Source organism: Luteipulveratus halotolerans (genome assembly GCF_001247745.1).
GTDB classification, from domain to species: Bacteria; Actinomycetota; Actinomycetes; order Actinomycetales; family Dermatophilaceae; genus Luteipulveratus; species Luteipulveratus halotolerans.
In genome coordinates, this window is sequence record NZ_LAIR01000002.1 from 185,755 (window position 1) to 211,305 (window position 25,551).

Below are 25,551 nucleotides of genomic sequence, written 5' to 3' on the forward strand. Positions count from 1 at the left end.
TCGAGGTGAACGAGTGGGCCTCTCGGGCGTGAGTGGGCCTCTCGGCGAGGGGCGTCGGTCAGTCTCGCGGCGGCGGGAACGTCCAGCCGGGCTTGGGCCTGTCCTTGCCCTTGTCACGGTCGCGCGGGCGGTCCGGCAGCGGGAAGGGCCACGTCGGCTGGGGGCGCGGCGCCTGCACGGTCGGCGTCGAGCGCGGCGTGGCCTTCGGCTTGTCGTCGTCGTCCTCCTTGAACGCCGCGGGGGAGGCCGTGGAGGGCTTGTCGCTCGGCTTGTCGGTGCTCTTAGGTGGCGTGCCCATGATGCTCTGAGGCGGCTGCGGGAACTTCATCACGGGCTGGCCCTTCAGCGACTCGTCCATGATCGACTTCCACATGGGTGCAGCGACCGTGCCACCGTAGACGTAGCTCTTGATGAACTTGCCCGCCAGCGTGAGGTCACGCAGCGGCACGAGCTGCCCGTCGACGCGCTTGCTGCCGTTCTTGCCGTCCTGCGCACGACCGACCCACGTCGCGGTGGTGAGCTGCGGGGTCGAACCGACGAACCAGGTCGACGTGGCGCCGCCCTCGGTACCGGTCTTGCCGAAGGCGTCGCGTCCGCCGGCGAGGCCGTTGCCGAACGCCGTGCCACCCTTGGCGAGCGGTGCGTGGAAGATCTTGGCCGTGCCTGCTGCCACGGGCTGGCTGAGGACGCGCTTGCACGCGCTCGTCTGGATGGGCAGGGCCTTGCCGCGGGTGTTCTTGATCGAGACGACCGGGCGCGGAGAGCAGTACATGCCGCCCGAGGCGACCGTCGCGTACGCGTTGGCGATCATCAACGGCGTGCTGTACGCACCCAGGGTGACCGTCGACGGCGTCTTCAGCTCGAGGTCCCCGTTGGGCTTGTGCACACCGAGCTTGTCGATCGTCTTGCCCACATCGCATGCGCCGATCTCGCTGACGAGCTGAGCGAACGCGGTGTTGACCGACTCTCCCGTGATCTCGGTGAGGGTGCTCGTCCGCGGCGGGACCGTGTGGTCGTTGCGCACGATCCAGGGCGTGCGACCCACGCCGCACGGTGAGGGGAACTCCTTCTTCGTGAAGATTCGTGCGGGGTCACCGTCGCGCACCGTGTTGTACGGCGGGATCTTGGCCGGCGAGTTGACCTTCCGGCCCTTCTCGAGCGCGGTGATGATCGCGAAGATCTTGCCGGCCGATCCGACGGAGAAGCCCGCACGCGGGTTCTCGGTCTTCTGGACGACGTAGTTGGCCGCGCTCTTGCCGACGCCGCCGCGGTTGTCGTAGGTGGTGTTCTGGCCCATGGCCTGCACCAGGCCGGTGCCGGGCTGAACCTGGACGGCGGCGGCCTGGACGTCCGCGTCATTGCCGACGGGGACGCGCGACTTGATCTGCCTGTCGAGGATGGCCATCTTCTTGGGGTCCATCGCGGTCTGGATGATCAGCCCGCCGGTCTGCAGGGTCTTCAGGCGCTCGCGCGGCGTCTTGCCGAGCGAGGGCTGCTGGAGCAGCCAGTCCTGGACGTAGTAGCAGTAGTACGGGTACTTCGACGACGCACACGACTGGTCGAAGTTGGTGACGTTGAGGTCGTCCTTCATCTTGCGAGCGGTCGCCGTGGCGTGCTGCTGCGGGGTGATGTACTTCTGCGCGAGCATCCGGTTGAGGACCTCGTTGCGGCGGTGCGTGGAGTCCTCGGGGTTGTGGATCGGGTCGGTCTGACCCGGGCGCTGCACGACACCTGCGAGCGTCGCCGCCTGGCTGATGCTCAGCTTGGACGCCGGGACGCCGAAGTAGTGGCGGGCCGCGGCCTCGACGCCGTACTGCTGGTCGCCGTAGTAGACCGTGTTGAGGTAGCCCTCGAGGATCTGGTCCTTGGTCATCCGACCCTCGAGCGTGATGGCGTACTTCAGCTGCTGCAGCTTGCGCAGGTAGCCCTCGGTGCCGGTGCGCGAGATCGCGCGCTCGGCCTCCTCCTTGTTGCCCGACTTGCGGGCCTGGTCGGCCTGGACGACCTTGACGTACTGCTGCGTCAGCGTCGAACCACCCTGGGTGCCGCTGCTCACCATGTTGGCGGCGACCGCACGGGCCAGACCCTGCGGGTCAGCGCCGCCGTGCTCGTAGAACCGCTTGTCCTCGATCGCGACCTGCGCGTGCCGCATGATCGGCGCGATCTTCGACAGCGGGACGACGATGCGGTTCTCGTCGTATGGCGTCGCGATCGTCGAGCCGTCGGCAGCGAGGATGCGCGACTGCTGGTTGAGCGGGTTGACCTCGAAGTCGGACGGCAGGTCGTTGAACATGCCGACGCTCGACTTGGCCGCCTGGCCGGACGCACCGACCGCCGGGAGGACCAGCCCGGCAGCGAGAAGCCCCATGACCAGCGAGGTGGCCAGCAGGGCTCCGAGAAGGCTCATGACATTGGCCACGCGGGACGCTTGACGCATGGGCACCAGGGTAACCCGAGCGATGTGCTCCACCTGGGAGCCGCAGAGGGGCGGTCGGCGTACGCGAGGGCGCGAGCTCTCAGGAAGGTCGCGGCCCACTCTTATATAGTCCGAAGGGACTACGTGTAAATAGTCCTAGCGGGCTCTGGTGGCGTTCCGAACCAAGTTCATAACCTGAGCAGACCCGTGGGGGCGGGTACGACAAGTACATCGGAAGGCCACACCCTCATGACAGCAATTGCTGCTGAAACTCCGCTGTGGGACGAGAACTGGGCTGCGCGCGCTGTGTGCCGCTCCGGATCGCCCGACGAGCTGTTCGCCAAGGGCGCTGCCCAGCAGACCGCCAAGGTGATCTGCCAGCGCTGCCCGGTCGTCGCCGAATGTCTGGCCGACGCCCTGGACAACCGCACCGAGTACGGCGTGTGGGGCGGGATGACCGAGCGCGAGCGCCGCGCTCTGCTGCGTCGTCGCCCCGAGGTCCGATCCTGGGCCAGCCTGTTCAAGACCGCCCGCGCGGACGAGGCCAACACCCTGGCCTGATCCCACGACCCGCACTCGATGAGTGCGGCGAGGCCCGCTGCGAGGCTCGGCCGGCTCAGACGCCGGCCAGACTGTCCCCGATGCTCCGCAGCTCGTCCACGTCGTTCACGTCGTGTGCAGCCGCCGGCACCTGCACCAGGGCGATGTCCGGGTGCGATGCCGTGAAACGTCCGATCGCCGACGCGTGACGCGCGGCGTGGTCCGCCAGATCCGCGTGGACCCGCAGCAGCGCCGCACTGTCGGCACCCGACCAGCCGTTGCGGTCGTCCTCACCGTCGAGGACCTCTGCGGCGGCTGTGGCACGTGCGGCCGACACCGACGGCACGTAGGTCATCTGCACCCGGTTGACCACGAGTCCCGCCAGCGGCATGCCCTCCTCGGCCAGCCGATCGACGAAGTACGACGCCTCGCGCAACGCGTCCCGCTCGGGCGTCGCCACCACGACGAACGCCGTCCCGGGGTCCTGCAGCAGCGCGTACGTCGACTCGGCCCGCTCCCGGAACCCGCCGAACATCGTGTCGAGAGCCGCGACGAACGTCTGTACGTCGGTGAGCAGCTGGGCGCCGAGAACCTTGGTCATCGCTCCGCTCACCGCGCCCATGCCGACCGAGACGACCTTGAGGTAGGCCCGGCCGCCGACCTTGGCCGGCGCGGTCAGCAGCCGGATGAACCGGCCGTCCAGGAACGACCCGAGCCGCTTGGGTGCGTCGAGGAAGTCCAGGGCCGACCGTGACGGAGGCGTGTCGACGACGATCAGGTCCCAGCGCGGCTCACCGTCGACCCGCTCGGCGATCAGCTGCCCCAGCCGCTCCATCGCCATGTACTCCTGCGTGCCCGCGAACGAGCTCGACACCGCTTGGTAGAACGGGTTGGCCAGGATCTGCTGCGCCTTCTCAGGGGTCGAGTGGTTGAGCACGACCTCGTCGAAGGTGCGCTTCATGTCGAGCATCATCGCGTCGAGCGAGCCGCCCGCGGAGGTGTCGACCGTGGGCACCGCCACGGGTTCGTTGCCCATCTCCTCCAGGCCGAGCGCCTGCGCGAGCCGGCGGGCGGGGTCGATGGTGAGCACGGCCACCCGGCGTCCGGACTCGGCCGCGCGCACCGCGATCGCCGCGGCCGTCGTGGTCTTGCCGACGCCCCCGGAGCCGCAGCACACGACCGTGCGGGTGGCGCTGCTGGCGATGAGCGGGTCGATGCTGAGTGCGTCCATCACGCCATCCCCTGACCGACCAGCGCATCGGCGAGCTCGCGCAGCCCGCCGGCGTCGAGCCCCTCGTGGAGCAGCGGCAGGTGGTACGTCGGTCGGTCCAGGGCAGTCAGCGCCTTGCGTTCGCGCGTCTCCATGTCGAGGCGGTCGCCCAGGTCGAGGCCGGTCTGCACGAGCCCGTTGACCAGCGTGGGGCCGACCCGCAGGCCGGCGGTGGCGAGGTCGGTCTCGAGCGCGGCGACGTCGTCGGGGTCGCGGCGCAGTGCGTCGATGGCGGCGTCGGTCAGCTGCTGCTCGCGCTCCTGGTTGATCACCAGCCCGCCCACGCGCAGCCCGATGCGTTCGATCTCGGCAGCCGCGTCGATGGTCTCCTGCACCGGCATCTCCTCCAGCAGCGTCACGAGGTGGACGACGGTCGCAGGGGAGCGCAGCATCGCGGTGATCGAGTCGGCCTGCTGACGGATCGGGCCGACCTTGGCCAGGCCCGCGACCTCGTGGTTGACATTGAGGAACCGGCCGACGCGGCCGGTGGGCGGCGCGTCGAGCACCACGGCGTCGTACAGGTGGGGGCCGTTCTTGCGCTTGCCCTCGCGCCGCCGGACGGCCTCGTAGACCTTGCCGATCAGCAGCACGTCCCGGGCACCCGGCGCGATGGTGGTGGCGAAGTCGACGACGCCGAACTTCTCGAGCACGCCACCGGCGCGGCCGAGCTTGTAGAACATCTGGAGGTATTCCATGAGCGCGGCCTTGGCGTCGATCGACAGGCCGACCACCTCACCGCCGTGCAGACCGCGGGCCACCCGGCGCTCGTCGTCGCCGAGCTGGGCGACGTCGAAGGTGCGGCTGATGCCTTGACGGCTCTCGACCTCGGCGAGCAGGACCCGGCGTCCCTCGCTCGCGAGCGCCATGGCCAGGGACGCGGCGACGGTGGTCTTGCCGGTGCCGCCCTTGCCGGTGACGATGTGCAGCCGCACGCCGCTCCAGTCGGCCCCGCTGGGGCGGTTGTCGGTCACACGCCGAGCGTAGACACCTGCGGCCCTGCGCGCGCCGGATGGGCGCCCACCGGACGGCGCGGGTGCGTACTCGCGAGTACGCCAGGAAGGTGAGACGGTCGGCCAGGCGACGACGCCGAGGCCGCACTGGGGTGGCCGACGGAGTCGTCGGTGAGCCAGGAGGAGCGGTATGAGCAAGGAGCGGCTGACCCCGGTGCGGGGCTCAGGTCGTGCGCACGTCGTGGTCGTCGGTGCCGGCATGGTCGGGCTCTCGACCGCGTGGTTCCTGCAGGAGCACGACGTCGACGTAACGGTGGTCGAGCGCAGCGGTGTCGCCGCCGGCAGCTCGTGGGGCAACGCCGGCTGGATCTCGCCCGGTCTGAGCGTGCCGCTGTCGGACCCGTCGGTGCTGAAGTACGGCATGAAGGCCGTGCTCGACCCCAACTCGCCGCTCTACGTGCCGCTCAAGCCCGACGCGCGCCTCGCGCGGTTCATGCTCGGGTTCGCCCGCCGCTGCACGCCCGGTCAGTGGATGCGCACCATGCACCACTACGTGCCGGTCAACCAGCGGGCGTTGTCGGCGTACGACGCCCTCGAGACCGGTGGTGTCAAAGCGATCTCGCACGAGGCGCCGATCATGGCGGCCTTCCTCAAGGCGGCCGACGCGGCCGGGCTCGAGCACGAGATCGAGCTCATCCACGAGGCCGGCCTCGACCTCGAGACGACCGAGGTCGACAACGCCACGCTGCGCGCCGAGCTGCCGATCGTGTCCGACAAGGTCGAGCGCGCCATCCGTATCGGCGGCCAGCGCTACATCGACCCGGGCGCCTACGTCGAGGCGCTCGCCGCGTCCGTGCAGGAGCGCGGCGGCGACGTCGTCATCGGCTCCAACGTGCGCGCGCTGCGTCACGGCCCGCAGGGCGTCACGGTCGAGATGGTGTCCGGCGAGCCGGTGCACGGCGACGCCGTCGTGCTCGCCACCGGCGCGTGGCTGCCCGAGCTCGCGGCGCGCTGCGGTGTCAAGGTGCCGCTGCGCGCCGGTCGCGGCTACTCGTTCTCGGTCGCGGTCACCGAGCCGACCGCCCGGCCTGTGCCGAGCCCCGTCTACTTCCCGTACGAGCGCGTCGCCTGTACGCCGTACGGCGACCGCCTGCGTGTCGGCGGCACGATGGAGTTCGCCGACACCGAGGCCCCGCTCAACGCCGACCGCGTCGAGGCCATCGTGCGCTCGGGCCGACCGCTGCTGACCGGTGTCGACTGGGACGACCGCGAGGACGTCTGGGTCGGCGGCAGGCCTGTCACGGTCGACGGTCTCCCGCTCGTCGGCGCCACCAAGGTGCCGCGCGTGTGGGTCAACGGCGGCCACGGCATGTGGGGCATCACCCTCGGTCCGCTGTCCGGTCAGCTGCTGGCCGAGCAGATGGTGAGCGGTGTCGTACCCCGCGAGCTGGTGCCGTTCGACCCGACCCGGTGACGCCCGTAATCTCAGGCCCAAGACTACGCCTTGGGAGTACGCCACCGTCCCCCTCATGATCCACGCGACCAAGCAGATCCTCGACCAGTGGGGCGAGGACGGCTGGGAGCTGGTGCAGGTCGTGCCCGGTCCTGACGGCAACGGCCTGGTCGCCTACCTGAAGCGTCCGAAGGAGAGCTGAACCATGTCAGTCGTCGAGGACAACCTCGCTGCCCTGGGCCTGAAGGTCCCCGATGTCGCCACGCCTGCGGGGTCGTACGTCCCCGCGCTGCGGCACGGCGACCTGGTCTACACCTCCGGCCAGATCCCGGCCGTCAACGGTGAGCTGCAGGCCACCGGCAAGGTCGGCGCCGAGGTGTCCGCCGACGAGGCGCAGGCCTGCGCCCAGACCTGCGTCCTCAACGCGCTCGCTGCGGTCAAGGACCTCATCGGCGACCTCGACAAGGTCACCCAGGTCGTCAAGGTGCTCGGCTTCGTCGCGTCCGACCCGTCGTTCGACGGTCAGCCCGGGGTCATCAACGGCGCGAGCGATCTGCTCGGCAAGGCCTTCGGCGACAAGGGCGCCCACGCGCGGTCGGCCGTCGGCGTGGCGGTGCTGCCCAAGAACGTCCCCGTCGAGGTCGAGATCGTCGTCGCGGTCCAGGACTGACCGTGACCTCACAGCCTCGTACGACGGCCGTCGACTTCCCGGTCGGCGGCCGTCTGCGTGAGCACGCCGAGCGACCGGTCACCGACCCGCCCGCGGCGCGGCTCGCGTCCACGGTGATGCTCGTACGCTCCGGAAACCGTTGTGCCGTCGAGGTGTTCATGCTCCGACGGGTGCCGACGATGGAGTTCGCGCCGTCGATGTGGGTGTTCCCGGGTGGTGGCGTCGACCAGCGTGACGCCGAGCCCGGCCTGCCGTGGGCGGGTCCGTCGCCGACCGACTGGGCCGAGCGCATCGGTGTCGACGAGCCCACCGCTCAGCAGCTCGTCATCGCCGCTGTCCGGGAGGTGTTCGAGGAGTGCGGCGTCCTGCTCGCCGGTCCCGACGCCGAGACCGTCGTCGGTGACGTGTCGGGCCAGGAGTGGCACGCCGAGCGTGCGGCCCTGCTGTCCAAGGAGCAGTCGTTCACGCAGCTGCTGACGCGGCGCGGGCTCGTGCTGCGCTCTGACCTGCTCACCCTGCGCGATCACTGGGTCACGCCGGAGTTCGAGCCGAAGCGCTACGACACCTACTTCTTCGCGGCTCTGCTGCCGATCGGTCAGGTGGCCGACGACGCCACCACCGAGGCTGACACCGCGGTGTGGATCGAGCCCGAAACCCTTCTGGCACAGGCCGATTCGCGCGAGGCACTGATGCTGCCGCCGACGGTGGTCAACGTACGACGGGTGGCGAGCGCGACGTCCCCCGAAGCGTTCGTCGCAGCCCGCCCACCCGTCGTACGCGTCATGCCCGAGCCGGTGCACACCGACGAGGGAGTCGTGCTCCGGGCTCATCTGGTCGAGCAGTGATCAGCCGTTGGCGAGAGCCTTCAGGCGCGTCAGGTCGCCGTTGAAGTAGTCCTTGTCGATGGGCGTGCTGGTGTACTGCCAGAACGTGTAGTACGGCCAGCCGCCGGGCAGGGTGCCGGGAGTGCTGGCGTACCTCGCGACCCACAACGGGTTGGTGTAGCGGAACGCGGTCGTGTTGCCGGTGCACTGGGTCCACCAGCCTGCGGTCGTGTAGATCACGACGTCCCGACCGGTGCGCGAGCGATAGCGGTCGGAGAACGCCTTGATCCAGCTGACCATCGAGGACTGCGAGAGCCCGTAGCAGGTGGCGCCGTACGGGTTGTACTCGATGTCGAGGACGCCCGGCAGGGTCTTGCCGTCCCTCGACCAGCCACCGCCGTGGTTCACGAAGTAGTCGGCCTGGGCGGCGCCGCCGCTGTCGCCCGGTGTGGCGAAGTGGTAGGCGCCGCGGATCATGCCGACGTTGTAGGAGCCGTTGTACTGCTGGGCGAAGTACGGGTTGACGTAGTAGTCGCCCTCGGACGCCTTGACGTAGGCGAACCGGTGGCCTGCGCCCCACTGCGCGGACCAGTCGACATTGCCCTGGTGCGAGCTCACGTCGATACCGCTGACGGTGGCGAGCACGCCCGGGTTGGTCTTGGTCGCGGGGAGCCGGGGGTTGTTCCAGCCCATGTACGCGTCGCCGCGCTTCTCGATGCCGTGCGCCCTGGCGTTGGGCGTCGGGCCGGGGCGCGGGGCTGCGTCCGCGACGGTGGAGGTGAGCAGGGCCAGGGATGCGGCCGCGCTGACTGCGGCCGTGAGCGTGCGTGAGGTCTTCATGTGCACTCCCGGGACGAGGGGTCAGTGTTTGTCACCGTAGGAACGCTGCCGTCAAAGAGTTACCGGCCGATGGTCAAGGAATGACAGTCGGGTGACGTTGCTAGCGTGCCGTGGGTGACGACCTCGACGGCGTACGACGCGTGGTCCGGTGGGCGGGTGAGCGAGCGTGCCGAGTGCGTGCTGTGCCCCAACCCCGGTCCGATGACCCTCGACGGCACCAACACGTGGGTGCTCGCCGAGCCGGGTGCCGACCAGGTGGTGGTCATCGATCCGGGGCCGCTCGACGAGAGCCACCTGCAGCGGGTGCTCGACCACGTCGGCGAGCGTTCGGTCGGGCTGACCCTGCTCACCCACAACCACTTCGACCACGCCGAGTCGGCTGACCGCTGGGCCGAGCTCACCGGAGCACCTGTCCGGGGTGCTGGCCTCGGCGATCCGTTCGCCGACGACGAGCGAATTGCGTTGGCAGGCCTTGAGATCCGCGCCGTTCTCACGCCTGGCCACACCCAGGACTCCGTGTCGTTCGTGCTGCCCGGCGACCGGGTGCTGCTGACGGGCGACATGGTGCTCGGGCGCGGCACGTCGGTGGTGGCCCACCCCGACGGCGACGTCGCGTCGTACCTCACCTCGCTCGACCGCATGATCGCTCTCTCCGGTCAGGAGATCGACACCATCGCACCCGGCCACGGTCCGGTCATCGACGACGCCCACGCCGTCCTGACCTACTACCGCGACCACCGACAGGCACGGCTGCAGCAGGTCCGCGAGGCCCTCGACGCGGGCGCTCGCGACGCCGACGACGTGGTCGAGGCCGTCGTCGAGCGGGTCTACGCCGACGTCGACCGCTCGGTCTGGCCCGCCGCCCGCCTCACCGTGCAGGCGCAGCTGACCTATCTGGAGCGGTGAACGCGCGGCCCGACGGCTCGTGACATCTGTCATGCGCACGCCGGCGGCGACCGGTGTTCGATCAGCGCTACCGGGCGTCCTGACCCGGTAGCCGCCTGTCGGGGGAGCCGACGAGTTCAACCCACGCAGATGGAGTTCTCGTGTCACGACCAGCACCAACCCGCCTCACCCTCGCCGTCCTCAGCGCCACCGCGCTCGCGGCACTGTCGTTGAGCACGGCCCAAGCCGCGCCGACCACGCGCACGGCCCTGTCCGGCAGCAAGGCCTCCTGGGCCACGCAGGCTCACCGCACCGGCGCCTCCGACCAGAGCGAGACCGTCAACTTCCGGGTCTACCTCCAGGGTCGTGACGACGCCGGCGCACAGGCGTACGCCACCGCCGTGTCGACGCCGGGCAGCGCGCTGTACAAGCACTTCCTCACACCCGCGCAGTACCGCGCGAAGTACGCGCCCACGGCATCGCAGGTCGCCGCGCTCAAGCAGTGGCTGCGCTCGCAGGGCCTGAGCGTCGGCTACACGCCCGCCAACAACCGGTACGTCGAGGCGCACGGCTCGGTGGCCACCGCCGGCAAGGCGTTCGGGACGACGTTCTCGCAATACACCTATCGCGGGAAGTCGTTGCGCTCCAACGACTCCGAGCTGTCCGTGCCCTCCGACGTCGGCGGTGTGCAGGCCGTGATCGGGCTCGACGACTCGATGGCTCTGGTCGAGCACGACGTGGTGCCTCCGGCGCCGGTGTTCGTCAACGCCCAGCCGTGCTCGGCGTACTGGGGTGAGAAGACGGTCGCCAACACCGCCACGCCGGACGGCACGAAGCTGCCCTCGACGCCCAGCGCGTTCTCACCGTGCGGGTACGCAGGCACGCAGCTGCAGGGCGCGTACGGCGTGAAGCAGGCGATCGCCTCGGGCAACGACGGCAAGGGCGTCACAGTCGCCGTGATCGACGCGTACGCCTCGCCGACCGCAGCGCAGGACCTCGAGGCGTACTCGGCCAAGCACGGGCTGCCGTCGACGAAGGGCCTGTTCAAGGAGCAGGTCGCACCGGGCACCTACAACCGCGCGGTCAACAGCAAGCAGGACCCGCAGGGCTGGGCCGGCGAGGAGACCCTCGACCTGGAGGCCGTGCACACCACGGCGCCGGGCGCGAACATCCTCTACGTCGGAGCGCCGAACAACTACCGCGACATGGACGCCACGCTCAACCATGTCGTCGACAGCCACAGCGCCGACATCATCACCAACTCCTACGGGTACGGCGGTGAGGCGCTGCCGCAGGGCTACATCAAGCCGCAGGTCGACGCGCAGGTGCAGGCGGCGGCCGAGGGCATCAGCATCTTCTTCAGCTCGGGTGACTCCGGGGACGAGACGGGCGGCGACTCCTCGGTCGCACCCACACCGGACTGGCCCGCGTCCAGCCCGTGGGTCACCGCCGTCGGCGGCACCTCGCTGGGCGTCACGAAGGACGACTCACGGCAGTTCGAGCTCGGCTGGGAGACCGGCCGCAGCACGCTCGTCAACGGTGCCTGGTCGCCGGCGACCTACCAGTACGGCTCGGGTGGCGGCACGTCGAGGCTGTTCGCGCAGCCGGCCTACCAGAAGGGCGTCGTTCCGGACGCGCTCAGCAAGACCTACGGCGGTGCCGCGCAGCGCGTCGTACCGGACGTCTCGGCGCTGGGCGACCCGACCACGGGCACGGCGGTCGGCCAGACCCAGACCGGTGTCGACGACGCCGACGGCTACTCCTACACCGCGCGCTGGTTCGACGACGACGAGCCGCTCACGATCCACGTGCGCCCGGCGTACGACGACGTGACGGGTGTCGGTTCGCCCGACGGCCAGGCCTGGCTGGACGCCGTCACGAAGTAGGTCGGACCCACGCACGAATCTCGACTGCCCGGCACTCCATGGAGTGCCGGGCAGTCGATGTGTGTACGACGACGGGCCGCCCGGGTGAACCGGACGGCCCGTCGTGTCGTGCGTGTGTCAGCGGGCGCGGCGCTGGAGCCGCTCGACGTCGAGCAGCGTGACCGCGCGGGCCTCGAGCTTGAGCCAGCCGCGCGAGGCGAAGTCGGCGAGCGCCTTGTTGACGGTCTCGCGCGAGGCGCCGACCAGCTGGGCGAGCTCTTCCTGGGTGAGGTCGTGGGCGACGAGGACGCCCTCCTCGGCCGGGCGGCCGAAGCGCGACGACAGGTCGAGCAGCGCCTTGGCGACACGGCCGGGGACGTCGGTGAAGACCAGGTCGCCGAGCGCCTCGTTGGTGCGGCGCAGGCGGCGCGCCAACGCGCTGAGCAGGGTCACGGCGACCTCGGAGCGCCCGTCGAGGAAGACGGTGAGTTCCTGGTGGCTCAGGCCGACGAGCTCGGTCTCGGCGACCGCAGTGGCCGTCGCCGTCCGGGCGCCGGGGTCGAACAGCGACAGCTCGCCGAGCATCTCGCCCGGGCCGAGGATCGCGAGGAGGTTCTCGCGACCGTCGGGGGAGCGGCGGCCGAGCTTGATCTTGCCCTCGGTGATGACGTAGAGGCGGTCGCCCTGGTCACCCTCGTGGAACAGCTCCTGGCCACGCTCGATCCGGCTGCGGGTCATCTGTGACAGCAGCGCCTCTGCGGCCTCGTCGTCCAGGGGTGCGAACAGCGGGGCTTGGCGCACGACTTCCATATCCACGCGGTCAGTCTGCCACGCGCGTCGTGCAACCGGTCACACCTCGTCCGGTGACGCGACATTCCGGTGGGCAGGACCGTAGGGCATAGGCCCCGCGGTCGCCCGCGAGACGGCTGTCGGAGGCGGCGCCTAGGGTGCTGTGGGTGAAGCGCCTCGACGTCACCCACGAGACTCCGGTCGGCCGCACCCGCCGCGCGCGCAAGATGTACCGCGCGCTCCACGACACCTACCCGTACGCCCACTGCGAGCTCGACTTCGAGAACCCGCTGCAGCTGCTGGTCGCCACCGTCCTGTCGGCCCAGACGACCGACGTGATGGTCAACAAGGTCACGCCGCACCTGTTCGCGCGCTACCCCGACGCGAAGGCGCTCGCCGAGGCCGACCGCACCGAGATGGAAGAGCTGCTGCGGCCGACCGGCTTCTACCGCGCCAAGACCAGCTCGGTCATCACGCTCGGCCAGGCGCTGGTCGAGCGGTTCGACGGGGAGGTCCCACCGCGTCTGAAGGACCTCGTCACCCTGCCCGGCGTGGGCCGCAAGACCGCCAACGTGGTGCTGGGCAACGCGTTCGACGTCCCGGGCATCACGGTCGACACCCACTTCGGCCGCCTCGTCCGCCGCTTCGGCTGGACCGACGAGACCGACCCGGTCAAGGTCGAGCACGAGATCGGTGCGCTGTTCCCGCGCAAGGACTGGACGATGCTCAGCCACGTCCTGATCTTCCACGGCCGCCGCATGTGTCACGCCAAGAAACCCGCCTGCGGTGTCTGCCCGGTCGCGCGCTGGTGCCCCTCGTACGGCGACGGAGAGACCGACCCCGACAAGGCCGCCACGCTGCTCAAGTACGAGCTCGCGCCCGGGGCTCAGCCGCCGGCCGTCGAGGCGAGCGCGTGAGCGCGCCCGACTGGTTGCAGCGGGTCGCCGACACCTCGCACGACGACATCCCGCTCGTACGCCGGCTGGCCGGGCTCGCGCACGGCCGCCAGTCGGCGGTGCTCATGCTGTTCGGGCCCTCGGACGACGGCGGCCAGGACGTCGTGCTGACCGAGCGTGCGGCGACGTTGCGCAAGCACGCCGGTCAGGTGTCCTTCCCGGGCGGCACGATCGACGACACCGACGACGGGCCGGTCGAGGCCGCACTGCGCGAGGCCCGCGAGGAGATCGGCCTCGACACCGACGGCGTCGAGGTGGTCGGACAGCTGCCTCGGCTGCCGCTGTCGGTCACCGGCTTCTCGGTGACGCCAGTGCTCGCGTGGTGGCCGCGTCCGAGCTCGATCCTGGCGGTCGACCCCGCTGAGGTCGCGCGGGTGGTGCGGGTGCCGCTCGAGGCGTTGCTCGACCCGGCGCACCGGTTCACGGCCACCCACCCGTCGCGGGCGTTCGCGGCGCCGGCGTTCGAGGTGGACGGCCTCTACATCTGGGGCTTCACCGCGATCGTGCTGTCCGAGACGTTCGACCTCGCCGGGCTGACCCGGCCGTGGGACGAGCACGACGAGCGCGTCGTACCCGAGAGGTTCATGACCCGCTGAGCGAGCCCAGCCAGTCGATCAGCAGACGATTGGTGGCGTCCGGGGCCTCTTCGGGGATGAAGTGACCGACACCCGGCAGCAGCGTCTCGTCGTAGCGCCCCGAGCACCACTGCTGTGAGCCGATCGAGCTCTCGGGCAGCACACATCCGTCGGACTCACCGTGCACGTGCAGCACGGGTACGCCGACCGGCTGGCTCAGGCGCGCCACGAAGCGGCGGCCGTCCGAACGCATCACCGACCGCATGACCCAGCGGTAGTACTCGGCGGCGGAGTGGGCGACGAACGGGAGAGTCAGCGCGTCGGCGTACAGCTGGCTGACGTCGCCGGAGGGCCAGCCGGGGCGACCCGACCAGGCCGACATGAGCCTGCGGACGTAGCGCGGCCCGGCGACCATCTGCCGCTCGGGGACGAACGGGCGCTGCAGCCCGAACAGGTAGGCATTGGCTCGCACCTGGCGCATGCTGCGGGCCGAGGCCTGGCGCAGCACGAGCGGGTGGGGCATCCCGAGCGACGCGACCGCGCGGGTGACGTCGGGCTGCATGCTGGCCATCGACCACGCGATCCAGCCGCCCCAGCCGTGCCCGACGACGGTGGCCTGGCGTTCGCCGAGGCAGCGGATCACCGCGGCGACGTCGGCGGCCAGCGTGAAGGTGTCGTAGCCCTGAGGCGGCTTGTCGGAGGCGCCGTAGCCGCGCAGGTCGAGGGCGGCGACACGGTGGCCGGCGTCGGCGAGCGCGGGGATCTGGTCACGCCAGGCCCACCAGAACTCCGGGAACCCGTGCAGGAGGACCACGAGCGGGCCCTCACCGGATTCGGCCACGTGGAAGCGCGCGCCGTTGGCGGCGACGAACCGGTGCTGCCACGGGCCGTCGATCAGGACGCGCGACACGTCGGCCGGGCTGGGCATCGCACTCCCCTGAGTCGTGCGGTGGGCGAGAAAGAAGTACGGGGCCGCGCGGGCCCGTACTGGTGGTGGTGCTGGTCAGCCCTTGGCGGGCTTAATGGCCTTGACCGTCTGCTGGGCGTTCTCGATGGTCTTCTTGGGACCGCCCTGCATCTTCTTGAGCGAGCTGCGGCCGAGCAGCGCCAGGATCAGCGTGATGAGCAGCAGCACACCGGCGACGATGAGCAGGCTCAACCAGAGTGAGAGTCCGGCCGCGTGGATGCCCCACGCCGCAGCCAGCAGCAGGAACATCAGCATGTAGAGCGCGAAGAGCCCCGCTGCTGCGAGGAACCCGCCACCCTTGCCGGCCTTGCTGACCTCGGACTTCATCTCGAGCTTGGCCAGGTCGAGCTCGCCCTTGACGATGCTCGACAGGTCAGTCGAGGCGTCGGCGACCAGCTGGCCGAGCGTGCGTTCGGACCCGTTGGTGCTGATGGCCATGCCTACCTCCTGATGCTTGGCGTCACGGGACTGCAGCCCGTCGATGTTTCTGCCTGAACCCTACCGACCGGTCGTCGGGGAGTGCGAGACCAGCCCTCGTCCGGCCGGGCGCGTCTCGTATGGCGGGTCAGGAACGCGCGATGTCGTCCTCGTAGCAGTCGGGGACGCCGTCGCCGTCGGCGTCGCGGGTCTCGTACTCCTCGATGCGGCGGTAGACCCGGTTGCGACGCCGGAGAACGACCGCGGCCAGCAGCGCCGCGCACAGGGATCCGAGCAGGACGCCGAGCTTGACGTGGTCGTCGGCCGCGGAGCCGGCACCGAACGCGAGCTCACCGATGAGCAGCGAGACGGTGAACCCGATGCCGGCGAGCAGGCTCAGCCCCAGGACGTCGGACCAGGCGAGGTCGTCGTCGAGCTCGGCCCGGGTGAACCGGGACATCAGCCAGGTGCCGCCGAGGACGCCGACGCACTTGCCGACGATCAGGCCGAGCACGATGCCGATCGTGACCGGATCGGTGACGGCCTCGCCGAAGCCGCCGCCGACCACGGTGACGCCCGCGGACATGAACGCGAACACGGGCACCGCGACACCCGCCGACACCGGCCGGAGCAGGTGGTCCAGGCGCCCGGCGTGCGACTCCTGCCCCTCGGGAGCGGCCGACCCCCGGCGTACGGCCTTGACCGGGACGAGCAGCCCGAGCACGACGCCGGCGATGGTGGCGTGGATGCCGGAGTTGAGCACGAGAGCCCACGCGAGGACACCGAGCGGGACGAGCAGCCACGGTGTGCGTACGCCGCGCTGGACGAGCGCGCCGAACGCGACGATCGGCAGGAGCGCGAGACCGAGGACCGGGAGGTCGAGGTCACCGGTGTAGAACAGCGCGATGATCGTGATCGCGATCAGGTCGTCGACCACGGCCAGCGTCAGCAGGAACGACCGCAGCGCTGACGGCAGGTGGGTGCCGAGCACGGCCAGCACGGCCAGCGCGAACGCGATGTCGGTGGCGGTCGGGATGGCCCAGCCGCGCAGCTGTCCGTCGAGGCCGGCGTTGACCGCGACGAACACCAGGGCTGGTACGGCGACGCCGCACGCCGCGGCGACGATCGGCACGGCCGCCTTGGCCGGGTCCTTGAGGTCGCCGGCGACGAACTCGTGCTTGAGCTCGAGGCCGACGACGAAGAAGAAGATCGCGAGCAGTCCGTCGGAGGCCCAGTGGGCCAGGCTCAGGTCCAGGCCGAGAGAGGCGGGGCCGATGTGGGCGTCGCGCAGCGACTCGTAGGCCTCGCGCCAGGGGGTGTTGGCCCACACGATGGCGAGCAGGGCGGCGACCAGCAGCAGTGCGCCGCCGACGGTCTCGGTGCGCAGAGCGGCGGCGACGCGCCTGGCCTCGGGCCAGGAGCCTCGGCTGAACAGGCGCGGTCGGAGCGGGGGCGGCAGGACCAAGGTCGTCTCCCTGAGAACGGGTCGGGTGTCGTCGTCACCACGCGGTAGCGACACCCCGTGATGGCCGACCAGACTTCCCGGCTCACCGCGGCCAGCCTACCGAGGTGAGCCGGTCCGGAAAAAGTTCGTCCACGAGGGAACCGCGCCCCCGACGCCCGCGTCTTGGCCCAGGGCCCGCCGCACGGGCCCGCTCACCGATGAGAGGAACACATGCACACCATCATGCGCCGGACCGCCGCACTCGCTCTGGCTGCAACCATCCCGTTCGGCCTCGCCGCGTGCGGCGGCGGTGACAAGCCGAGCAAGGGCGAGGTCAAGGCCGGCTACGCGAAGGTCGCCTCGAGTCGGGTGGGCGCGAGCGCTCAGAACCCCGAGTTCAAGAAGTCGATGGACAAGTTCACCGGCTGCATCGTCGACAAGACCTACGACGACCTCAGCGCCGACACGCTCAACGCCATCAAGGACGGCGACACCGACGCCGACATCAGCAAGGACGACGAGAAGAAGATCGACAAGGCCACCAACGAGTGCAAGTCGACCCTGACGCCCTGACCTCGCATCAGTGAACGACGGTGCGGCACCCGGCCCGGGGTGCCGCACCGCTTTGCTGTCTACAGGTCGGTGAACCCGACGTGCTCGGCCGCCGAGGTGAAGGTGTGCGCGGCGAACGCGTCGGCCGGGTCGAACGAGCCGACCAGCTGGCCGAACAGCTCGAAGCTGATCAGCCCGTACGCCTGGGTCCAGGCCTGCATAAACCGGACGATCACCACGTCGGGCGCATCGAACCCGAGCGCATCCCGGATCGCGGTGCACTGCTGGCCGAGGGCCCGGCTCACCTTCGGAGTGGGGCGATCGACGTCGAGGGTGCCGGCGTCGTACGCCTCCTGGACGAGGCGTCCCGCGGCAAGAGGCGCGCGTGAGGCGGACTCGACCGTGCGCTGCGGCGCCTCGTAGCCGGGCACGGGAGAGCCGTGCACCAGCGCGTACTGGTGAGGGTGCTCGTTCGCCCACGTGCGGATCGCGGCCAGGACGCGGACGAATCGCCGTCCCGGTGTCGTACGACCGCCGGCGGCCTTCTCGGCGGCCGCGCCCACGTCGTCGTACGCCTCGATGATCAGGGCGGTCAGCAGCTCGTCCTTACTGCTCACGTAGCGGTAGACCGCCGAGGACACCATGCCGACCTCACGCGCGACCGCCCGCAACGAGAGCCCGCCGGCGCCGTGCTCGGCCAGCTCGCGGCGGCCGGCCTCGAGGATCTGCGCCATGACGTCCTGACGGGCGCGTTCGCGTGCGGTGGCGGGGCGTTCGGTCATGGCCGTGAGAGTGCCACCAGAGAGCAATGCTCGCAAGGGAGAGCAGTGCTCTTGTTTTCTCCCGCGCCGAGGTGCATGCTGGTCGCATCGAACAGAGAGCACTGCTCTCGCAATCGTCTCGGGAGGGCGACATGGCCACGCAGGTGCAGATCAGCCGGAGCACCAGGATGTTCAACCAGGTCGTCGGGCGCCTGGCGCGCGCGGGCGTCAGCCTCGCCGGAGCCCGCGAGCTCGAGACGATCGGACGTCGCAGTGGGCAGCCGAGGACGACCCCGGTCAACCTGATGACGGTCGACGGCCGTGCGCACCTGGTCGCGCCGCGCGGGCACACCGACTGGGTGCGCAACGCGCGCAAGAACCCGGCGGTGACGCTGCGGCTGGGGCGGAAGGCATCGGCGTACGACGCCGTCGAGATCCACGGTGAGGAGGCGCTGCCCGTGCTGCGGTACTACCTGAAGAAGTGGGCGTGGGAGGTCGGTCAGTTCTTCCCGGACGGCATCTCGGCGCGGTCGTCGGACGCCGAGCTGCTCGCGATCCTGCCCGACCATCCGGTCTTCCGCCTCGACGCACGCTCCTGACACGTCGAGAGGCCCCGCCGTCCGAGGTGGACGACGGGGCCTCCGGAGCGGGTCGGATCAGTCGGCGGCGGGCTTGGCCAGACCCTGCTGGATCAGGTCCATCACCGACGAGTCGGCCAGCGTCGTGACGTCGCCGACCTCGCGGTTCTCGGCGACATCACGCAGCAGGCGGCGCATGATCTTGCCGGACCGGGTCTTGGGCAGCTCGGCGACGACGAGGATCTGGCGCGGCTTGGCGATCGCGCCGATCTCCTTGGCGACGTGGTTGCGCAGCTCGGCCACCAGGTCCTCGCCCTCACCCGGCTCGTCGGCCTCCTGCACCGCATCGCCGCGCAGGATCACGAACGCACAGACCGCCTGACCGGTGGTCGCGTCGGTCGCACCGACCACGGCGGCCTCGGCGACCTTCGGGTGCGACACCAGGGCGGACTCGATCTCGGTGGTCGACAGGCGGTGGCCGCTGACGTTCATGACGTCGTCGACCCGGCCGAGCACCCAGATGTTGCCCTGCTCGTCCTTCTTGGCTCCGTCGCCCGCGAAGTAGATGCCCTCGAAGCGCGACCAGTAGGTCTCCTTGAACCGCTCCGGGTCGCCCCAGATGCCGCGCAGCATCGACGGCCACGGCTTGTCGATGATGAGGTAGCCGCCGTGGCCGTTGTCGACCGAGTTGCCTTGCTCATCAACGACATCCACCGAGATGCCCGGAACCGCGATCTGTGCCGAACCCGGCTTGAGCGCGGTGACACCCGGCAGCGCGCTGATCATGATCGCGCCCGTCTCGGTCTGCCACCACGTGTCGACGACGGGAGTCTTGCCGCCGCCGATGACCTGGCGGTACCAGACCCACGCCTCGGGGTTGATCGGCTCACCGACCGACCCGAGCACCCGCAGCGAGGACAGGTCGAACTTCTCGGGGATGTCCTTGCCCCACTTCATGCACGTGCGGATCGCCGTGGGGGCGGTGTAGAAGATCGACACCTTGTACTTCTCGATGATCTCCCACCAGCGGCCCTGGTGCGGGGTGTCGGGCGTGCCTTCGTACAGCACCTGCGTCGCGCCGTTGGCGAGCGGGCCGTAGACGATGTAGGTGTGGCCGGTGACCCAGCCGACGTCGGCCGAGCACCAGTAGACGTCGGACTCGGGGTGCACGTCGTGGACGACGGCGTTGGTGTAAGCCGCCTGGGTGAGGTAGCCGCCCGTGGTGTGCAGGATGCCCTTGGGCTTCCCGGTCGTGCCCGAGGTGTAGAGGATGAACAGCGGGTGCTCGGCCTCCATCGGCTCAGCCGTGTGCTCGGCCGACGCGGCCTCGAGCGCCTCGTGCCACCAGACGTCCTTGTCGTCGTTCCAGGCGACGTCCTGCTCGGTGCGCTTGACGACGAGGACCTTGAGCACGGACGGGCTGTCGGCGACGGCCTCGTCGACGGCCGGCTTGAGACCGGACGGCTTGCCGCGCCGGAAACCGCCGTCGGCCGTGATGACGACCTTGGCCTCGGCGTCGGCGATGCGTGAGCGCAGCGCGTCGGCGGAGAACCCGCCGAACACCACCGAGTGCGGGGCGCCGATGCGGGCGCACGCGAGCATCGCGACGACGGCCTCGGGGACCATCGGCAGGTAGATCGCGACCCGGTCACCCTTGCTCACGCCCGACTCGAGCAGCACGTTGGCCGCACGCTTGACCTGGTCGAGCAGCTCGGCGTAGGTGATGTCGCGGGTGTCACCCGGCTCGCCCACGAAGTGCAGCGCGACGCGGTCGCCGTGGCCGGCCTCGACGTGTCGGTCGACGCAGTTGTACGCCGCGTTGAGCCGGCCGTCGGCGTACCACTTCGCGAACGGCGCCTCGGACCAGTCGAGCGTCTGGGTGAAGTCGGTGCTCCAGGTCAGGCGCTCGCGGGCCTGGTCGGCCCAGAACGTCTCGCGGTCGGCGTCGGCCTGGTCGTACAGGTCGGCCGTGCCGACGGCCTGGGCGGTGAACGCCGGGTCGGGCGGGAACTCGCGGTCCTCGCGCAGCAGGTTGTCCAGCGTCTCCTCGGATGCAGCGTCAGCCACCGCACGGCCTCCTCGTCATCGACAATGTGTCTCAGGCCACTCAACTCTTCCACGCGCCGCCGGACAACCGTTGTCGAGGGTTGCGGACCGGACGACGAGGCGCAGACCTGCCCGTTCGGCCAGGCCCGTCGGCGAGAGCTGACGACCGGCACAGGTACGGACGTGCTCGTGCTCAGCTTCTGCCGGGGAGGGCGCTGTACATCCGCTCCGGGCGGCCCACCCGCCCGTACTGCTGCCGCACCCGTACCCGCCCGGTCTCGGCGAAGTGCTCCAGATAGCGCCGTGCTGTGACGCGTGACAGGCCCACGCGTTCGCCGCACTCGGCCGCCGACTGCTCGCCGTGGTCCCGCAGCGCGCTCAGCACGAGGTCGCCCGTCGCGGGGCTGAGCCCCTTGGGCAGGCGTACGTCGGCCGGTGCGGGTGGCGGCGTACCGAAGACCTGGTCGATGTCGGCCTGGCCGGGTGCGTCCAGGTCGGCCAGGCGCCGGCGTACGCGGGCGATGTCGGCGAGCCGGGTGGCGAGGTCGTCCTGGGTGAACGGCTTGACGAGGTAACCGGCGGCTCCCGAGCTGCGGGCCGCCCGCACGCTGTCGAGCTCGCGCTCGGCCGTCACCATCAGCACGTCGGAGTCGTCGCCCTCGGCGCGCAGCGCGCGCAGCACCTCCAGCCCGGACATGTCTGGCAGGTGCACGTCGAGCAGGACGAGGTCAGGGCGCAGCCGGCGTACGACGTCGAGCGCCTCGGTGCCCGAGCGCGCGGAGCCGACGACCTCGAACCCGTCGACACGCTCGACGAACTTGGTGTGCACCCGCACCACCATGAAGTCGTCGTCGACGACCACGACGGTCAGCGGGGCGGTCACGGCGCACCGGCCAGGAACGCGGCGACCCGAGGCGTGATCGTGTCGCTGAACTCGTCGAAGAAGCCGTGTCGGCCGCCCTCGGTCACCTCGACCCGCGCGGCGGGGATGCGCCCGCCGATCGCGTGCGCGTTGGACACCGGTGACATGCGGTCGTCGCTGCCGTGCAGGACGAGCGTGGGCGCGCTGACCTGAGCGAGTCTGTCCCAGGCGTCGTGGCGGGCGCTCACGCGCAGGTGCTGCTGGCGTGCACCCGCGGTCATCGTCTGGTCGGCCGAAAAGCCGACTGCGGACACGACGGGTCTTCCACGCGGGTGTGTAGAACAGCCGGATGAGTGACCGGGTGCGCGCGACCGGGTCGGGAGAGGCGAGCTCGCGGCGTACGTCGGCGTCGCGCTCCTGCGCGCCCGCACCGCCGGGCGACGTGCACGCGAGCACCAGACGGTCGACCAGGTGCGGGTGGCTCAGCGCGAGCTCCTGAGCGACGCGCCCGCCCATCGACCTGCCGTAGACGTGGGCCTTCCCGACCCCGCAGGCAGCGAGAACGGCTGCAGCGTCGTCGGCGAAAAGTGCTGTGCTCCAGTCGAACTCGTCGGACTTGGACTCGCCGGTGCCGCGGTAGTCGAACGTGATCGTCCGGTACGCCGGCCGCAGCCGATCGCGCAGGTCGGTCCACCACGTGTGCGAGCTCGCCTGCCCGGGCAGCAGCAGGACCGGGGGAGCGTCGCCACCGTCGTCCTGGTGGGCGAGGAGCGCGCCGTCGTCGGTGCGGGTCACGTCGTTCATGAGTCCTCCTCGGAGGTGTCGGCGAGGTCGCGGTGCGGCCGAACCTGCAGTCGGGCGGTGAGCACAGCCCCATGGTCGCCGTTGGTGGCGTGGACGTCGACACGCGGTTCAGCCAGGGCACCGACGTCGACGCGCTGCGAGCCGGGCTCGACGACTCGGGCGTGGCGTACGAGGTCCGTCAGCCGATGGGCGCCGACATCGCCGACCTGGTTCTCGACATCGCCGACGAGGTCGGGGCGGAGCTCATCGTGGTCGGGCTGCGGCGGCGTACGCCGGCTGGCCGTCAAACGCTGAACCCCCACCTCCACAGGCGAAATGTGACTTCCAGGGCTGCTATGCGCACTCTGGAAGTCACATTTCGCCGGGTGAGTGGGGCCTGTCAGTACCAGAGGTGGGCGACGTCGATCACCAGCCGGCGTGAGCCGTCGGTGCTGCTGAGGACGAAGACCCGCATGGGCAGCCGCGCCCGCACCCCGAGTGCGATCGTCGACTGGCCCTCGAACGAACCACCCCAACGCAGCTGCCGGAACGTGCGGTAGGCCGACACGTTGGCGAGCTCGTTCGGGTTGGCCGGTGTGTACGTCGGCGCGCCGGTCGTGACGTGGTACGCCGGAGCGTTGATCGTCACCTTGATGTCGGCGGCACCCCGCACGGGCAGGGGAGCACCCTGTCCCTCGGAGTACACGGTCGTCACGTAGCGGACGTCGTAGCCGACGCCGCCCGTGCCGGAGCGACCGATGTCGATGACGAGCCGGTCGTAGCAGAGGTTCTGGCCGGTGCGTACGCCGGTCAGCGGCTTCGTGGTGTGCGCGGACGACGTCTTGGCGAGCGAACCCCATGGCGCCTCGCAGACGGTGGCGCCTGCGCGCGGTGCCGCAGCCAGCGGACCGACGAGGCCGAGCATCAGCCCGAGGACGACGAGCGCCAGTGTGGTGACGAGCCGCGGACTGCGAGTGGTGAGTGATCGGGACATGACTCCCCCTGGTTCTTTCTCCTGCACGCCGGTCGGGTCGGCCGGTCGGCGCCCGGAGCCGGAGTGGCTTCGAGTGCGTGGAGGACGCGTGGTGTGCTCCACGGGTTGGCACCGCGTGCAGGTTTGTGTGATCTGCGTCACACGAAAAGAATCGCGTGTGTGCCCGCTGATACACGGGCGCCCGGCCGGGGCGTTCCGGCCGGGCGTTCGCGCGGATGTCTCAGCGGGCGTACGAGATCGTGACCCGACGGTTCTTCTCGCGTCCGGCGTCGGTCGCGTTGGTCGCGACGGGCTGGGTCTCGCCGGCGCTGCTGGTCTGCAGCTGAATCCCGGGCACCTGGGTGCGCAGCTCTGCGGCCACCGCGTCGGCCCGCTTCTGGCCGAGCGTCTGGTTGGCCGACTGCGGCCCGGTGCTGTCGGTGTGGCCGACGACCTTGACCTGCTTGCCGCTCACGTCGGAGCGAATCGTCTTGGCAGCGCTGGCGATCGCGGTCTTGCCGGCCGGCGTCAGTCGGGCGCTGTCGAACTCGAACAGCACGTCGGAGTAGAGGTTGACGCTCACCGTCTTGGCCGCGTCACACACCGTGAACCGGCCCGCCAGCCGGCCCCCGGCGGACGGCTGGCCGTACGACGTGCGCTTGCCGCTCTCGTCGACGAAGAACGCGCCGTTCTGGCTGGCGGCGGCGCGCTGGCCGTCGGCGCCGACGAACTGCAGGCCCTGGCCGTTGGCGCAGGTCGTGGCGCCGTCGGGCGCGACGACGATGACGCCGTTCTTGTCGGCCACCGTGCCGGCGCCCTGGCCGTCGACCCGGATCGTGGTGCGGCCGGGCAGGTCGACCCAGGAGGCGGTCGTCCTGCCGAGGGTCAGCCTGCCGGTGCCGCTGCGGATGCTGGTGCGGTCACCGATCGGTTGGCCCACGTCGTACGACTGGCGCAGCCCGTTGCTGAACACGAAGGTGACCGTGGAGCCCTGGACGACGTAGCCGCCCTTCTCGGTGAGGTGCTCCTGCCGGCCGGCGTCGCTGCCGTCGGGGCCGGCGGCTGTGGATGCACCGGCACTCGTGGGAGCGGTGGAAGCGGTCGGAGCGCCGTCGACGATCGTCTGGTCCTCCTGGCAGCCGGTCATCAGGGTGGCCGCTGCGATCACTGCGGTCAGGGCGCCCAGGCGGGTCGTGGTCCTCATCGTGACTCCTCGGTCGTCGGGCCCACGCGCGCGGGCGAACTCCGCCTCTGACGTACGCCGGACCCGATCGGCTCCCACGCCATCGCCGCCTCGCGATGGGGCGGTCTCGATACGGCTCGCCCTGTGGGGCTCGCCTCCTCGACCGGCGAGGTGGGGGCTCGCCTAGTCGACCGGCGGTGTGATGACGAGGTCGGCGCGCTCGCGGGTCGCGGCGATCCGACGGGCGTTGCGCTCGTCGCTGCCGAGAGCGTGCTCGACCGCTTCGGCGTGCGAGCGACCGAACCGCTTATGCCGCGCGATCAGCCGCGTGCGGCGCAGCTCGTCAGGCACCTGGACGAACCACGTCTCGTCGAGCAGGTCGGCCGTCCGGACCCAGGGATCGGCTGCATCGAGGAGGTAGTTGCCCTCAGTCACGACCAGTCGGACGCCCGGCTCGACCGCGATGCTGCCCGCGACCGGCTCCTCCAGGGTCCGATCGAATGACGGCGCCCACACCGTGTGGTCAGCGGCCCGAACCCGTTGCAGCACAGCGAGATACCCGTACGCATCGAACGTCTCAGGGGCTCCCTTCACGTCGGCCAGGCCACGAGCCTCGAGCACGGACTGCGCCAGGTGGAACCCGTCCATCGGTACGACGACCGCCGACACCCCAGCAGCCGTCGCCTGGTCGACGAGCCTGGCCGCGCACGTCGACTTGCCTGCTCCCGGAGCGCCCGCGATGCCGAGCACGAACCGGCCGGGCTCGGGCACGGAGGTGAGCAGTCGTCGTACGAGCTCGGCGCACGCCGTGGTTGCGTCGCGGGTCAACGGTTCGGCCTTCACGGGCTTCATCCTTCGGCACAAGGTGGTCGCGGGCACAGGTCCGGGTGTGCCCGCTTCTGCCGGGGCAGGGCTCGGCCCCGGGACCGATGAGGTGGTCCCGGGGCCGAGC

At 70.5% G+C, this 25,551-nt stretch carries 27 protein-coding genes and 1 pseudogene; 11 read left to right on the forward strand and 17 right to left on the reverse strand.

All coding sequences use genetic code 11. From position 1 onward, the window contains the following. Positions 1–58: 58 nt before the first annotated feature. Positions 59–2,437 carry a transglycosylase domain-containing protein gene (locus tag VV01_RS01325; protein WP_082220776.1) on the reverse strand — a complete coding sequence of 793 codons (2,379 nt, stop codon included), beginning with the start codon at positions 2,435–2,437 and terminating at the stop codon, positions 59–61. 228 nt (positions 2,438–2,665) lie between these two features. On the opposite strand from VV01_RS01325, the gene VV01_RS01330 reads away from it, so the two are divergent. Then, positions 2,666–2,977 (forward strand): WhiB family transcriptional regulator, encoded by a 312-nt coding sequence (locus VV01_RS01330; RefSeq protein WP_050668307.1) that lies wholly within the window; start codon positions 2,666–2,668, stop codon positions 2,975–2,977. Positions 2,978–3,032: 55 nt separating this feature from the next. On the opposite strand, the gene VV01_RS01335 is transcribed toward VV01_RS01330, so the two are convergent. Both VV01_RS01335 and VV01_RS01340 read right to left on the reverse strand, forming a co-directional pair. Beyond that, positions 3,033–4,187, reverse strand: coding sequence for an ArsA family ATPase (locus tag VV01_RS01335; RefSeq protein ID WP_050668308.1), 1,155 nt, complete (start codon positions 4,185–4,187; stop codon positions 3,033–3,035). Then, complete coding sequence (locus VV01_RS01340) at positions 4,187–5,197, reverse strand: ArsA-related P-loop ATPase (RefSeq protein WP_050668309.1); 1,011 nt, start codon at positions 5,195–5,197, stop codon at positions 4,187–4,189. The genes VV01_RS01335 and VV01_RS01340 overlap by 1 nt, the downstream gene beginning before the upstream one ends. A gap of 169 nt (positions 5,198–5,366) precedes the next feature. Here VV01_RS01340 and VV01_RS01345 point away from each other — a divergent pair, with 169 nt between their 5' ends. Genes VV01_RS01345 through VV01_RS01355 form a run of 4 tightly spaced genes read left to right on the forward strand, consistent with a single transcriptional unit; the run spans position 5,367 to position 8,144 of the window. Continuing rightward, positions 5,367–6,650, forward strand: coding sequence for an NAD(P)/FAD-dependent oxidoreductase (locus VV01_RS01345; protein ID WP_050668310.1), 1,284 nt, complete (start codon positions 5,367–5,369; stop codon positions 6,648–6,650). A 55-nt stretch (positions 6,651–6,705) separates the two neighbouring features. Further along, the gene (locus tag VV01_RS23145; protein ID WP_071606248.1) at positions 6,706–6,831 is read left to right on the forward strand and encodes a DUF4177 domain-containing protein; all 126 of its coding nucleotides are present in this window, start codon (positions 6,706–6,708) and stop codon (positions 6,829–6,831) included. A gap of 3 nt (positions 6,832–6,834) precedes the next feature. Continuing rightward, positions 6,835–7,299, forward strand: coding sequence for a RidA family protein (locus tag VV01_RS01350; RefSeq protein ID WP_050668311.1), 465 nt, complete (start codon positions 6,835–6,837; stop codon positions 7,297–7,299). 2 nt (positions 7,300–7,301) lie between these two features. Continuing rightward, on the forward strand, positions 7,302–8,144 hold the full coding sequence (locus VV01_RS01355) for an NUDIX hydrolase (RefSeq protein WP_050668312.1): 843 nt from the start codon (positions 7,302–7,304) through the stop codon (positions 8,142–8,144). Here the strand turns inward: VV01_RS01355 and VV01_RS01360 are convergent, their stop codons facing one another. Next, positions 8,145–8,963, reverse strand: coding sequence for a lysozyme (locus VV01_RS01360; RefSeq protein WP_050668313.1), 819 nt, complete (start codon positions 8,961–8,963; stop codon positions 8,145–8,147). It abuts the gene before it with no gap. Between the two features lie 114 nt (positions 8,964–9,077). On the opposite strand from VV01_RS01360, the gene VV01_RS01365 reads away from it, so the two are divergent. Both VV01_RS01365 and VV01_RS01370 read left to right on the forward strand, forming a co-directional pair. After that, positions 9,078–9,869 carry an MBL fold metallo-hydrolase gene (locus VV01_RS01365; protein WP_231635127.1) on the forward strand — a complete coding sequence of 264 codons (792 nt, stop codon included), beginning with the start codon at positions 9,078–9,080 and terminating at the stop codon, positions 9,867–9,869. 140 nt (positions 9,870–10,009) lie between these two features. Beyond that, positions 10,010–11,734, forward strand: coding sequence for a S53 family peptidase (locus VV01_RS01370; RefSeq protein ID WP_050668314.1), 1,725 nt, complete (start codon positions 10,010–10,012; stop codon positions 11,732–11,734). Positions 11,735–11,851: 117 nt separating this feature from the next. Here VV01_RS01370 and VV01_RS01375 read toward each other — a convergent pair whose 3' ends face one another. After that, complete coding sequence (locus VV01_RS01375; protein ID WP_050668315.1) at positions 11,852–12,529, reverse strand: Crp/Fnr family transcriptional regulator; 678 nt, start codon at positions 12,527–12,529, stop codon at positions 11,852–11,854. A gap of 200 nt (positions 12,530–12,729) precedes the next feature. Here VV01_RS01375 and nth point away from each other — a divergent pair, with 200 nt between their 5' ends. Further along, complete coding sequence (nth, locus tag VV01_RS01380) at positions 12,730–13,419, forward strand: endonuclease III (protein WP_082221146.1); 690 nt, start codon at positions 12,730–12,732, stop codon at positions 13,417–13,419. After that, positions 13,416–14,054 (forward strand): NUDIX hydrolase, encoded by a 639-nt coding sequence (locus VV01_RS01385; RefSeq protein ID WP_050668317.1) that lies wholly within the window; start codon positions 13,416–13,418, stop codon positions 14,052–14,054. The genes nth and VV01_RS01385 overlap by 4 nt, the downstream gene beginning before the upstream one ends. On the opposite strand, the gene VV01_RS01390 is transcribed toward VV01_RS01385, so the two are convergent. The 3 genes from VV01_RS01390 to nhaA form a co-directional block, all read right to left on the reverse strand. Further along, the gene (locus VV01_RS01390; RefSeq protein ID WP_050668318.1) at positions 14,041–14,961 is read right to left on the reverse strand and encodes an alpha/beta fold hydrolase; all 921 of its coding nucleotides are present in this window, start codon (positions 14,959–14,961) and stop codon (positions 14,041–14,043) included. The two genes, VV01_RS01385 and VV01_RS01390, sit on opposite strands and share 14 nt — an antisense overlap. Positions 14,962–15,036: 75 nt before the next feature. Continuing rightward, positions 15,037–15,438, reverse strand: a complete 402-nt coding sequence (locus VV01_RS01395) for a phage holin family protein (protein WP_050668319.1) — start codon at positions 15,436–15,438, stop codon at positions 15,037–15,039. Positions 15,439–15,565: 127 nt separating this feature from the next. Next, positions 15,566–16,882: a Na+/H+ antiporter NhaA gene (gene nhaA / locus VV01_RS01400; RefSeq protein ID WP_050668320.1), complete on the reverse strand. Its 1,317-nt coding sequence runs from the start codon at positions 16,880–16,882 to the stop codon at positions 15,566–15,568. 210 nt (positions 16,883–17,092) lie between these two features. Between nhaA and VV01_RS01405 the strand changes: the two genes are divergently transcribed. After that, positions 17,093–17,434 (forward strand): hypothetical protein, encoded by a 342-nt coding sequence (locus VV01_RS01405; RefSeq protein ID WP_050668321.1) that lies wholly within the window; start codon positions 17,093–17,095, stop codon positions 17,432–17,434. Between the two features lie 59 nt (positions 17,435–17,493). On the opposite strand, the gene VV01_RS01410 is transcribed toward VV01_RS01405, so the two are convergent. Next, the gene (locus VV01_RS01410; RefSeq protein ID WP_050668322.1) at positions 17,494–18,195 is read right to left on the reverse strand and encodes a TetR/AcrR family transcriptional regulator; all 702 of its coding nucleotides are present in this window, start codon (positions 18,193–18,195) and stop codon (positions 17,494–17,496) included. 131 nt (positions 18,196–18,326) lie between these two features. Between VV01_RS01410 and VV01_RS01415 the strand changes: the two genes are divergently transcribed. Next, positions 18,327–18,773 (forward strand): nitroreductase family deazaflavin-dependent oxidoreductase, encoded by a 447-nt coding sequence (locus VV01_RS01415; RefSeq protein WP_050668323.1) that lies wholly within the window; start codon positions 18,327–18,329, stop codon positions 18,771–18,773. A 57-nt stretch (positions 18,774–18,830) separates the two neighbouring features. On the opposite strand, the gene acs is transcribed toward VV01_RS01415, so the two are convergent. The 8 genes and pseudogenes from acs to VV01_RS01445 all read right to left on the reverse strand — a co-directional run bounded on the left by acs (position 18,831) and on the right by VV01_RS01445 (position 25,451). Further along, the gene (acs, locus tag VV01_RS01420; RefSeq protein ID WP_050668324.1) at positions 18,831–20,819 is read right to left on the reverse strand and encodes an acetate--CoA ligase; all 1,989 of its coding nucleotides are present in this window, start codon (positions 20,817–20,819) and stop codon (positions 18,831–18,833) included. 172 nt (positions 20,820–20,991) lie between these two features. Continuing rightward, positions 20,992–21,681 carry a response regulator gene (locus tag VV01_RS24725; RefSeq protein WP_331456469.1) on the reverse strand — a complete coding sequence of 230 codons (690 nt, stop codon included), beginning with the start codon at positions 21,679–21,681 and terminating at the stop codon, positions 20,992–20,994. After that, a complete protein-coding gene (locus VV01_RS24730) occupies positions 21,678–21,908 on the reverse strand; it encodes an alpha/beta fold hydrolase (RefSeq protein ID WP_407942931.1) in 231 nt (76 codons plus the stop codon). Before VV01_RS24730 ends, VV01_RS24725 begins: the two co-directional genes overlap by 4 nt. Next, positions 21,814–22,464 (reverse strand): annotated as a pseudogene (locus VV01_RS24735) (alpha/beta fold hydrolase); the annotation flags it as partial. The gene VV01_RS24730 and the pseudogene VV01_RS24735, both read right to left, overlap by 95 nt. Continuing rightward, positions 22,461–22,766 (reverse strand): hypothetical protein, encoded by a 306-nt coding sequence (locus tag VV01_RS01430; protein ID WP_157508696.1) that lies wholly within the window; start codon positions 22,764–22,766, stop codon positions 22,461–22,463. The gene VV01_RS01430 and the pseudogene VV01_RS24735, both read right to left, overlap by 4 nt. Positions 22,767–22,843: 77 nt before the next feature. Beyond that, positions 22,844–23,437 (reverse strand): AMIN-like domain-containing (lipo)protein, encoded by a 594-nt coding sequence (locus VV01_RS01435; protein ID WP_050668326.1) that lies wholly within the window; start codon positions 23,435–23,437, stop codon positions 22,844–22,846. Between the two features lie 220 nt (positions 23,438–23,657). Continuing rightward, positions 23,658–24,620, reverse strand: a complete 963-nt coding sequence (locus VV01_RS01440; RefSeq protein WP_050668327.1) for an OmpA family protein — start codon at positions 24,618–24,620, stop codon at positions 23,658–23,660. A 162-nt stretch (positions 24,621–24,782) separates the two neighbouring features. Continuing rightward, entirely contained in the window at positions 24,783–25,451 is a 669-nt protein-coding gene (locus tag VV01_RS01445; protein WP_071606249.1) for a nucleoside/nucleotide kinase family protein, read from the reverse strand. Between the last annotated feature and the right edge of the window lie 100 nt (positions 25,452–25,551).